10 protein-coding genes and 1 riboswitch are annotated in these 10,029 nt (G+C 73.4%); of the genes, 4 read left to right on the top strand and 6 right to left on the bottom strand.

What is annotated here, in order from left to right; all coding sequences use genetic code 11:
- Positions 1-17 precede the first annotated feature (17 nt).
- The 6 genes from IEZ06_RS21520 to IEZ06_RS21495 form a co-directional block, all read right to left on the bottom strand.
- Entirely contained in the window at positions 18-395 is a 378-nt protein-coding gene (locus tag IEZ06_RS21520; protein ID WP_068897289.1) for a GntR family transcriptional regulator, read from the bottom strand.
- Entirely contained in the window at positions 392-1,216 is an 825-nt protein-coding gene (locus tag IEZ06_RS21515) for a hypothetical protein (protein WP_189238501.1), read from the bottom strand. Before IEZ06_RS21515 ends, IEZ06_RS21520 begins: the two co-directional genes overlap by 4 nt.
- A gap of 233 nt (positions 1,217-1,449) precedes the next feature.
- Positions 1,450-1,986 (bottom strand): S26 family signal peptidase, encoded by a 537-nt coding sequence (locus IEZ06_RS21510; RefSeq protein ID WP_203872060.1) that lies wholly within the window; start codon positions 1,984-1,986, stop codon positions 1,450-1,452.
- Complete coding sequence (locus IEZ06_RS21505; RefSeq protein ID WP_189238500.1) at positions 1,983-3,845, bottom strand: ABC transporter ATP-binding protein; 1,863 nt, start codon at positions 3,843-3,845, stop codon at positions 1,983-1,985. Before IEZ06_RS21505 ends, IEZ06_RS21510 begins: the two co-directional genes overlap by 4 nt.
- A 4-nt stretch (positions 3,846-3,849) precedes the next feature.
- Positions 3,850-4,413, bottom strand: coding sequence for a TlpA family protein disulfide reductase (locus tag IEZ06_RS21500; RefSeq protein WP_189238499.1), 564 nt, complete (start codon positions 4,411-4,413; stop codon positions 3,850-3,852).
- Positions 4,414-4,786: 373 nt separating this feature from the next.
- Entirely contained in the window at positions 4,787-5,008 is a 222-nt protein-coding gene (locus IEZ06_RS21495) for a hypothetical protein (RefSeq protein WP_189238498.1), read from the bottom strand.
- 323 nt (positions 5,009-5,331) lie between these two features.
- Positions 5,332-5,525: riboswitch (cobalamin riboswitch) on the top strand.
- Positions 5,526-5,651: 126 nt separating this feature from the next.
- Here IEZ06_RS21495 and IEZ06_RS21490 point away from each other — a divergent pair.
- From IEZ06_RS21490 to IEZ06_RS21475, 4 genes are all read left to right on the top strand, one after another.
- Positions 5,652-6,647, top strand: coding sequence for an ABC transporter substrate-binding protein (locus IEZ06_RS21490; RefSeq protein ID WP_189238497.1), 996 nt, complete (start codon positions 5,652-5,654; stop codon positions 6,645-6,647).
- Positions 6,648-6,652: 5 nt separating this feature from the next.
- Complete coding sequence (locus tag IEZ06_RS21485; RefSeq protein WP_189238539.1) at positions 6,653-7,705, top strand: FecCD family ABC transporter permease; 1,053 nt, start codon at positions 6,653-6,655, stop codon at positions 7,703-7,705.
- Positions 7,702-8,484, top strand: coding sequence for an ABC transporter ATP-binding protein (locus IEZ06_RS21480; RefSeq protein ID WP_189238496.1), 783 nt, complete (start codon positions 7,702-7,704; stop codon positions 8,482-8,484). The genes IEZ06_RS21485 and IEZ06_RS21480 overlap by 4 nt, the downstream gene beginning before the upstream one ends.
- A gap of 153 nt (positions 8,485-8,637) precedes the next feature.
- Positions 8,638-9,885 (top strand): GNAT family N-acetyltransferase, encoded by a 1,248-nt coding sequence (locus tag IEZ06_RS21475; RefSeq protein ID WP_189238495.1) that lies wholly within the window; start codon positions 8,638-8,640, stop codon positions 9,883-9,885.
- The last annotated feature ends 144 nt before the right edge of the window (positions 9,886-10,029 follow it).

The following is a 10,029-nucleotide window of genomic DNA, read 5'->3' as shown; positions in this document are numbered from 1 at the left end:
CCGCGGCCGGGGCGCGGTCACGACGAGGCCGGTGCCGCCGCGCCGGCCGCCAGGGCCGCCTGCACGATGCGGAGCGCCTCACCCGCGTCGAGGCCGACGCTGGCGATCACGGCCGCGTAGTCGGCGGCGGCCCGGCGGGCCCGCTCCCGGCCCTCCTCGCCGGCGGCCGACACGAACGAGCCCGCCCGCCCGCGCGTCTCGATCAGCCCCGCCTCCTCCAGCTCCCGGTAGGCCCGGCCGACCGTGTTGACGGCCAGGCCGAGGTCGGCCGCCAGATGGCGGATGGTCGGCAGCCGGGCGCCCACGGCCAGCGTGCGGTCCTGGATCTGCCGGGCGAGCTGGGCCCGCAGCTGCTCGAACGGCGGGACCGGAGAGGCCGCATCGATGACGATCATCGGACGCTCACGACCCGCTGTGCCACCGTCACGCTCGACGGCGTCCAGGCATGGAGCGCGACGAACACGGCCAGGCTCAGGAGCAGGTAGGCGACCGCGGAGGCGCCCCACCAGCCGGGCGCGGTGCCGAACAGCAGCACCATGGGCAGCGACCACTGCACGTTCGGCGTGGTGAGGACGCGGGCGTCCTCGACGCGCATGATGACGTCGGCGGTCAGCGACTCCTCATCCTCCGCCACGACCGGGAACCTGAGCAGGTGGCGCAGTTGCAGGGCGGTGATGGCGGTCGCACCGACCAGGCCGATCAGCAGGATGACGGCCAGCTGCCGCACGGTGGGGTCGGGAACGGCCAGGGCGCTCGCGGCCAGAGCCATCGCACCGGCGGACGTGGCGAGTGCGAAGACGGCGTACGGCAGGCCGAGCAGGGCCCGCCAGCCGGGCTGGATCGCATGGGTGGCCCGGCGCGACAGCGTCGCGCCCGCCCGCTGGTCGACGCGTCGCACCCACCGGTCGAGCAGTGACTGCGCCAGCAGCAGCCCGGCCACCAGCGCGGTCAGGGCCGGCAGCGAGGTCGGGTAGGGCGGCGGGAAGCCGCCGAAGCCGCCGAAGGCGGAAGTCGCGGCGAGCGCGCTCGCGAGGATCAGCACGGCCAGGATGACGTGAGCGGCGAGGCGGGCGCGGTCCCGGACCGCCAGCCGGCTGGCCAGCAGCGGGGTCGGGCGGGCGTCGGCCAGGCCGTGCCGGGCCAGCCACGCGCCCGCCGACCGCAGATCGGCCGCCCGCGCCGGCGGGGGAGCGTCCGGTGAGGATTCACGGGTCATGGCGCCTCCTTTGTCGCAATGTTTGTAGCAACATGATGCGTCATACCTTGCGACAAAGTCAACGCCCCGCGGGCTCCCGCGGACCGGGAGGCGATCGAGGACGCGCTGGCGCGGACGTACGACCCCGCCTCCCCGGCGGCATACTTCGGGCGCTGGCGGCACCTGCCCGCCCGGGCGAACGGCCGGCCGGCCGCGGCCGGGCACCGCCGGAGGCGCCGGCGAGCCGCGATCTCCTACCGCCGCGGCTCCGAGGCCCGGAGGAGGCGCACCACCCTGCCGACGACGCCCTCGGCGGGGGCGTAGCCGAAATGGCGGGAGTCCAGACTGCGGTCGGCGTTGTCGCCGAGCAGGACCAGGCATCCGTCGGGGACCGCCGTCTCGCCCGCCCGCGCGGGTACCGAGACCGGGCGGGGGTCGCCGGGCACGGCGGCGACCCGCTTGATCATCCAGTCCGTCCGCGTGCCGGGACCGGACGCCTGACCCCGGACGGCGTCCGCGCCCGGCGCGGGCGCCGCGTGCCGTCCGGACGGAGCGCCGAAGAGAACACCGGAGAAAGCGAAGGCGTCGGCCACGACGACGTCACCGGCGCGCAACCGGCCGGCGGTGACGCGCCGTACCAGCACCCTGTCGCCCTCCCGGTAGGAGGGGCGCATGCTGCCGCCGCGGACGCGCACCGCCAGCAGGTTCCGGCGCACCCACACCAGGACGGCGGCCGCGGCCGCCGTCACCGCGAGCAGCGGCACCAGCACCGGCCAGGGCAGGCCGCTCACAGTCCCGCCTTCCTGCGCAGCAGCTCCAGAATGTCCGCGGCCGGGTCCTGCGGTTCGGCGTAGCCCTCGGCCTGCATGCGGAACAGGTCGGCGTAGATGCCGCCCAGCGCCATCAGCTCGCCGTGACCGCCGCGTTCGGCGACCACCCCGTCGTCCAGCACGATCAGGACGTCGGCCTCCCGCACGGTGTTGAGCCGGTGGGAGATGAGCACGTTGGTGCGGCCCGCCCGGCGCTCCCGCAGGGTCCGGTGGATCCGGTACTCGGCCTCGGCGTCCAGGCCGGAGCTGGGCTCGTCCAGGATCATCAGGTCGCTTTCCGCCCGCAGATGCGCCCGGGCCAGCGCCAGGCGCTGCCACTGGCCTCCCGACAGGGCGACCCCCGCCTCCTCGCCGGTCCCGCCGGCGGCGCCCTCGGCGTCGTCGCCCTGGAAGAAGATCCGCGACAGCAGGGTGTCGTAGGAGCGGGGCAGCCCGGTGACGAAGCCGTGGGCTCCGGCGTCCTCGGCCGCCGCGGTGATGCGGTCGGCGTCGCGCAACCGGGACAGGTCCCCCAGGCCGATGTTCTCGGCGGCCGTCAGGTCGTACTCCATGTAGTCCTGGAAGACCGCGCCGATGCGGGCGCGCAGCTCGGCGGGGTCCAGGTCCCGCAGGTCGGTCCCGTCCCACAGGACGGCGCCGCGCTCCGGGTCGTACATCCGGCACAGCAGCTTGATCAGGGTGCTCTTGCCGGCGCCGTTGCGGCCGACCAGGCCCACCGTACGGCCGTGCGGGATGGTCAGGTCGACGCCGCGCAGCACCCAGGGACCGTCAGGGGCGTAGCGGAACCACACGTCCCGGAAGACGATGCCCTGCCTCAGCGGCGCGACCGGCCGGGGACGCGCGGCGACGGGCAGGTCGCTCCCGGCGGACGTGACCTGCCGGTAGTGACCGAACAGCAGCAGCTGCCGGTGGGAGTCGGAGACGCCCCGGACCAGTGCCAGGCCCGCCGCCTGCACCCCGGCCACCGCGGCCACCAGCAGGGAGACGTCACCGAGGGTGATACGGCCCGCGACCGCGCCCAGCACCGCCCAGAGCAGCGCTCCGCCCGCCACCGCGGCGCCCAGCAGCCCGGTCAGCGCCTGCGCCCTCATCTGGCGCAGGTCCATCCGCCGGTTCTCCGCGTCGGACCTGCGCCGCTGGGCCGACATGCGCCCGCGCAGGTACGCGCCGACGCCGAACAGCCGGATCTCCTTGGCCGCCTGGGGGTCGGTGAGCAGGTTCCGGTAGAACATCTCCCGGCGCTCCACCGGGCTCAGCCGCCAGTGCAGGGAGGCCCTGCGGCGGGCCAGCCGCATCTCGGTGGCAAGCACCGGTACGGCGGAGGCCAGCACCAGCACCGGCATCCACGGTGAGACGACCAGCAGGGAGCCGAGGAACCCCAAGCCGGTGATGACGGCTCCGGTGACGGACAGCACACCGGAGACCACCACTCCGGGCGTGGCCCCGCCGTGCTGCAGCGCCATCCGCATCCGGTCCAGGAAGACCGGGTCCTCGAACCTGGACATCCCGACGAACCGCTCGGTCACGATGAACAGCCGCTCCTGCGCCAGCAGACCGACCCTGCGCTCGTTCTCCGCCGAGGCGAACCGGGTGACGTGCGGCACCAGGCCGGTGAGCAGTCCGGCGACGGCGAGCGCGGCGCCCAGCCCGAGGACCGGGCCGGAGTCCGCGGCGGTGGTGAGGGCGTCCAGGAGCAGTTTGGTCAGCCACGCCGTCACGACCGGCACCAGGGCGGCCAGCAGCGTGAGGGCCGCGAACACGGCCGTGTGGAAACGGCTCGCCTCCCGGCTCAGCCGCAGGGCCTCGATGATCCCGCGCACCGTCTCAGACCCCCGCGCCGGCGGTCATCATGTCCCGCACCGTCGTCCCGGAGGCGCGCACCAGGCCGCCGGGGTCGACGAGCGCCATCGCCGGGTAGCCGGTGACGCCCAGCGCCCTGCCGACCGGTCCGCCGGGCGTCTCCTCGGTGACCACCGTGGCCACCGGTTCCAGCGCCGCGCGCTTGGCCTCGAGGTCGCGTTCCGCGCCGATCAGCAGCACCAGCACCTGCTCCCCGCCTCCGGGGAAGACCTCGGCGATCTGCAGGAACTCGGGCAGCCGCTCCTCGCAGCTGCCGCAGCCCTGGGCGAAGGCGCCGAACAGGGTCGTGCTCTCGGCGAAGAAGCCCTCGTCGACCGGTGCGTCCCGGGTGGTGCGGGCGCGGAAGGCGCCCGCCTTCTCCCCGCCCGCGAGCATCACCCGGGGGAGCGCCCCCGGTCCCGGGTCCCCAGGCGCGGCCGGCGGCCCGCCGCTCCTGTGCAACCGACGGATCAGCGCCGCCGTCAGCAGCAGGTTCAGTACGCTCAACACGCCGGTTAGACCGGCGAACACCATCACGAAACCGGACATGGGACACCCCTGCGGTGAGTTCGATTCGAGCTGCGGGCGGATCGGCGGCGGTGGACGGGCTCGCCGTACCCGGCGGTCAGGCCGATGGCCGCCACCGCCCGGTGGCGGCCGGTGACGTCGTGCAGGTCCGGCGGAGGGCGCCGCGCCTCTTGTTCAGACGCGGCGCCCGGGTTCTCCCGGACGTTTCCCGTCCTGCGTCCGGCCGCCCACCGCGCGGACGGGCGGGACACGCGTACGCCGCCGGTGACCCTCACGGCGGGTGGATCGCTCCCCCCGCCGTGGTCGGCGGGCTCCGCCCGGACCCGGGATCGCGTGCTCTCCCGCTCGGACGCGATCCCCGGCCATGGCTACCCGCCGAGGCGGCGCCGACGTGTCAGCAGTGCGACTTGTCCTCGGTCCACACCTTCCTGGCGTCGAAGTCGACGCAGATGTAACGGGTGGAGATCGTCGTGGCCGGCGGCGGCGGAACACTGAAGTGGCAGTGCCCCAGCGTGCTGGAGATGGGGGTGCAGACCTTGGCCATGGCCTGCGCCTCCCCTGCGGGGACCAGGCTGCCCAGCAGCCGCTCGGTGAACGATTCGATGCTGCGAACCATCCGTCTCACCTCTCTCTAGACCGCCCCTCCCGTCCAGGAGGGGCGGGATGTTCTGACACCGGCAACCGTAGGGAGGCTCTGCATGGAGGCTGCATGGTAACGACATGGTAACGACGTGCGCCGGTTCCGCATCCCGGCCAGGAGCGTGATCCCGCAGGTATGCGGGCAGGCGAGGGAGCGGACATGCCGTGGGAGCCTGTCCGGCGAGGGCGAGGGCGAGGGCGAGGGCGGAACGGGGAAACCGGTGTGACTCCGGCGCGGTTGTCGCGCTGCGGTGGTCGGTGCGAACTCGTCGCGACAAGGGCGGCCCGGATCGTGCGCATTGATCCGTTTCATGTGATGATGGCGCGAAGGCGAGCGCGGACTGAGGAAGCCGGTGTGAATCCGGCGCGGTCCCGCCACTGTGATCGGCGAGCGGATCCCCACCACGCCACCGCCCCTGCCCGGGGTGGGAAGGCGGGGACGAGCAGCGACCCGAGAGCCAGGAGACTCACGCGGTCGCCTCCTCGATGAACTGGGGCGGATCTCCCCGGAGAGGAGCGGGCTCCGGTGCCCGCTGGGCCGGTGGCCGCGCCGAGAGGCTTCTCGGCGTTCCCTCTCCCGGATCCGCCCCGTTGTGCAGATTCCGTGAGAGGAACACTTCATGACGGGCAGACGTCCCGCGTCCCTCCTGCTCGCCCTCCTGGTATCCGGAGCGCTGGCCGCCTGCGGCGGCACCCCGGCCGGTGACGCCCCGGCCGCAGCCCAGGCGGCCGCCGCGCCCGCGGGCTTCCCGGTCACCCTGGACAACTGCGGTGTACGGACGACCTACGAGCGGCCGCCGCGGCGGGCGATCTCGATGAACCAGCACGCCACCGAGGTGATGCTGGCCCTGGGGCTGGAGAAGTCGATGATCGGCACCGCCTATCTCGACGACAAGGTGCTGCCGGAGTACCAGGCGGCCTACGACGCGATCAAGGTGGTCGCGAAGGAGTACCCGGCCTATGAGGCCCTGCTGGCCGAAGAGCCCGACTTCGTCTACGGCGGCTTCGCCAGCACCTTCGACGAGAAGGAGGGCCGCGGCCGGGACGTCCTGCACAAGGCCGGCATCAAGACGTACCTGAACGTCGAGGAGTGCGCCAAGGGCCCGGTGGCCATGGAGCTGATGGACACCGAGATCCGCAACGTCGCGAAGATCTTCGGCGTGCCCGGCCGGGCCGAGCCGCTGCTCACCGAGCTGCACACCGCTCTGTCCGGAGTACGGGAGAAGCTGGCGGGGGCGGCGCCGGTGAAGCTGTTCGTCTACGACAGCGGCGACAGGACCGCCTTCACCGCCGGCGGCAAGGGCATCGGCAACGAGATCATCACGCTGGCCGGGGCGGAGAACATCTTCGCCGACCTCGACAAGGTGTGGGGCGACGTCTCCTTCGAGCAGGTCGCCGAGCGCGCGCCCGACTGGATCGTCATCTACGACTACGGCAGCCAGTCCGTGGAAGCCAAGAAGAAGTTCCTACTGGACAACCCGGCGCTCAAGGACGTGCCGGCGATCAAGAACAAGCGGTTCGCGGTGCTGCCGCTGTCGTCGGTGGTGCTCGGGGTCCGGGCACCGGGGGCGGTCGAGGCGCTGGCCGGGCAGCTGCACGCCGACCGGTTCGAGTGAGCGGGCTGACCGCGGGCGCCGTACTGCCCGCCCGGCGCCCGGGCCTGCCGTACCCGGTCGTGCTCGGTCTGCTGCTCGCGCTGCTGGGCGCGGCGGCGACGGCCGCCGTCGCGGCCGGGTCGGTCACGCTCCCGGCGGGACAGGTATGGGGCATCCTGCTGCACCGGGTGCACCCGGCGCTGGCCGAGCCGACCTGGACCGCCGTGCGGGAGACCATCGTCATGGACGTGCGACTGCCGCGTGTCCTGCTGGCGGCGGTGATCGGCGCAGGCCTGTCGGTGTGCGGCATGGCCCTGCAGGCCCTGGTCCGCAACCCCCTGGCCGACCCCATGCTGCTGGGCGTGTCCTCCGGAGCCGGCGTCGGCGCGGTCAGCGTGGTGGTGTTCGGCCTGACCGTGTTCGGCGTGTTCTCGCTGCCCGTCGCCGCGTTCCTCGGAGCCCTGGCAGCCCTGGTGGCGGTGTACTTCCTGGCACGCTCCGGCGGCCGGATGACCACGGTCCGGCTGGTGCTGGCCGGAGTCGCGACGGCCGAGGTGCTGTCGGCCGTGGCCAGCTTCCTGGTGGTCACCTCCAACGACCCGCACAAGACCCAGTCGGCGGTGCGCTGGATGCTGGGCGGCCTGGCGGGGACGACCTGGACGGTGGTGTGGATCCCGGGCGCCGCCGTGCTGGCCGGCACGGCCGTGCTGGTCGGGGTGTCCCGGCCGCTGAACCTGCTGCTGGCCGGGGAGGAGGCGGCGGCCTCGCTCGGGCTGGACGTGCACCGCTTCCGGGCGGCGCTGTTCGTGCTGGTCGCCTTGATGATCGGCACGGTCGTCGCGGTCAGCGGGGCCATCGGCTTCGTCGGGCTGATCATGCCGCACGTCGTCCGGCTGCTGATCGGCGCCGACCACCGCCGGGCGCTGCCGGCGACGGCGCTGCTCGGGGCGGCCTTCCTCATCGCGGCCGACCTGGCGGCCCGCACCCTGATCGCGCCGGAGGAGATCCCGGTGGGGATCATCACCGCGCTGGTCGGCGGGCCGTTCTTCCTGTGGCTGATGCGGAGGCGCGCCAAGTGAGGCTGACCGTGGAGGACGTGTCGGTCCGCGCCGACGGCCGGGACCTGGTCCGCGGGATCTCTTTGGAGGTCGCCGGGGGAGAGGTGCTGGGGCTGGCAGGGCCCAACGGCGCGGGCAAGTCCACGCTGCTGCGCACCCTCTACCGGGCCCGCAGGCCCACCTCGGGCCGGGTGCTGCTGGACGGCGAGGACGTCTGGAAGATGCCGCCCGCCCGGCTGGCCCGGCACCTGGCCGCCGTGCTCCAGGAGAGCGGCGGTGACTTCGAACTCACCGTGTACGACGTCGTCGCCATGGGCCGTACCCCGCACAAACGCGCGTTCGACGGCGACAACGCCTCCGACCGGGAGATCATCGCCGACGCCCTGAACCGGCTCGACGTGGCCGACCTGGCGTACGCGCCGTTCGACCGGTTGTCGGGCGGCGAGAAGCAGCGGGTGCTGATCGCGCGGGCGCTGGCCCAGGAACCGGCCGTGATGGTGCTGGACGAGCCGACCAACCACCTCGACCTGCGCCACCAGCTGGATGCGCTGAGCCTGGTGCGCGGGCTCGGCGTCACCTCGGTGGTCGCCCTGCACGACCTCAACCTGGCCGCCGCGTTCTGCGACCGCATCTGCGTCATGGACGGCGGCCGCGTCGTGGCCCTCGGCACGCCCGCCGAGGTGCTGACCCCCGCCCTGCTGGCCGACGTCTACCGGGTCGACGCCGAGGTGGCCGCCCATCCCGAGACGGGGATCCCGCAGGTGACCCTGCGCACCGGAGGGAGCCGCGCCGCGCGCTGACCTCCGCCCGCGAAGCAGCCGGATCCGGCATCCGGTCTTCCGCCGTGCGGTCTGCACGAACGGAGTGCGGAACCGCGGAACCGGCACCCGGAGAAACGATGCTCCGGGAAAATCCTGTGGACGAGACGACTGGGACAATGGAATAGTCCCGCCGTGAGCACAACCTACCCGTCTGTACCTCCTGAGCCTCTCCCGCTCGGTGACGGCCTCGTCCTGCGGCAGGCGCAGCCCACAGACCTCGACCAGATCGGCGCGCTCCTCGCCGAACGCGGCGACCCGGCCGACGCCGTCGACCACCGCCTGGTCGTCACCGACCACGACGCCGGCTGGCCGGCCTGTGCCGTGGTCGTCGACGGCGACCGGGTCGTCTCCACCGCGACGCTCCTCGACGAGGAGGTGCGCATCGGCGGTATCCACCTGCCCGCCGGCCAGGTCGAACTGGTCGCCACCGACCGCGAATACGAAGGACGCGGACTCGTACGGGCGCTCATGCAATGGGCTCACGACCGCTCCGCCGCCCGTGGCCACGTCATTCAGGTGATGATCGGGATCCCGTACTTCTACCGGCTGTTCGGCTACGAATACGCCATCGACATACCGCAGGCGCTGACCGTGCGGACCCCGCCGCCCGATGACGGGGCGAAGCCCGTGCTCCGCGCCGCTCAGCCCCGTGACGTCTCCGCGATGGCAGGCCTTCAGGATATGGCCCAGAGCCGGTTCGACGTGTCCGTGCCCCGTTCGGCGGCGTGCTGGCGATGGCTGCTGGAGCACGAAGCGAGCACCCTGTGGGTCCTTGACCGCGCCGGCGCCGTCGTCGCCACCGGACGCACCACACCCCCCGACGACGACGGGGTGCTCCTGGCCGAGGCCGCCGCACTCGACGGGCCGGCGGCGCAGGAGCTGCTTCGGGGTGTCGCCGCGCTGGTACCCGGCGGCCGGGTACGCACCGTCCACCGGGCCGGAACCGCGGCCGACGCCGCCTGGCATGAGCTCCTCGACCGCGGACCGCGCAAGCAGGCGGAGCAGTACTACATCCGCATCCCGGACACCGCAACGCTGCTCGACCGCCTGCGGCCGCTGCTCTGGCAGCGCCTCACCGCGGCGGGGACGGAACGCACCGGCCGCGACATCGTCATCTCCACCTTCGGCGCCCACTACCGGATCCCGGTTCACGACGACGGGCTCGGCGAGATCGTCGCCGGCGGTGCGATGCAGAGCCCCGGAACCGTGGGGGGCGCTGGAGTGGCGCCCGACCATCTGCCCGCCCTGCTGTTCGGCCCGCACGGGATGGAGGGGCTGGCACGGATCCGGCCCGACGTCTACGCCGGGGAGGAGGAGCTGTTCCAGGCGCTCTTCCCACCGCTCACCGCCGACGTGCTCAGCTACTACCTGCCGTACTGAGCCCGTTCTCCGGCCCTCGTCGCTCACCGGCGCACCGGGTGACGGCGCGTACGGCCGCGGCCGCGGCTCCGGCGCCCTCCAGCAGGATGGAGGCCTCGCCGACGGCGCGGGCTGAAATGCGGAAAACCGGTGACGACCCGGCGG

Origin of the sequence: Planomonospora antibiotica (assembly GCF_014647955.1) — a bacterium.
GTDB classification, from domain to species: Bacteria; Actinomycetota; Actinomycetes; order Streptosporangiales; family Streptosporangiaceae; genus Planomonospora; species Planomonospora parontospora.
Note: the sequence above shows the minus strand (reverse complement) of the source record. Positions and strands in the feature narration are given on the sequence as shown.

Bases quoted from the DNA above. Each gene is read 5' to 3' on its own strand.
- IEZ06_RS21495 (WP_189238498.1), bottom strand. From the start codon at position 5,008: ATGGTTCGCAGCATCGAATCGTTCACCGAGCGGCTGCTGGGCAGCCTG.
- IEZ06_RS21500 (WP_189238499.1), bottom strand. From the start codon at position 4,413: ATGTCCGGTTTCGTGATGGTGTTCGCCGGTCTAACCGGCGTGTTGAGC.
- IEZ06_RS21515 (WP_189238501.1), bottom strand. From the start codon at position 1,216: ATGACCCGTGAATCCTCACCGGACGCTCCCCCGCCGGCGCGGGCGGCC.
- IEZ06_RS21490 (WP_189238497.1), top strand. From the start codon at position 5,652: ATGACGGGCAGACGTCCCGCGTCCCTCCTGCTCGCCCTCCTGGTATCC.
- IEZ06_RS21520 (WP_068897289.1), bottom strand. From the start codon at position 395: ATGATCGTCATCGATGCGGCCTCTCCGGTCCCGCCGTTCGAGCAGCTG.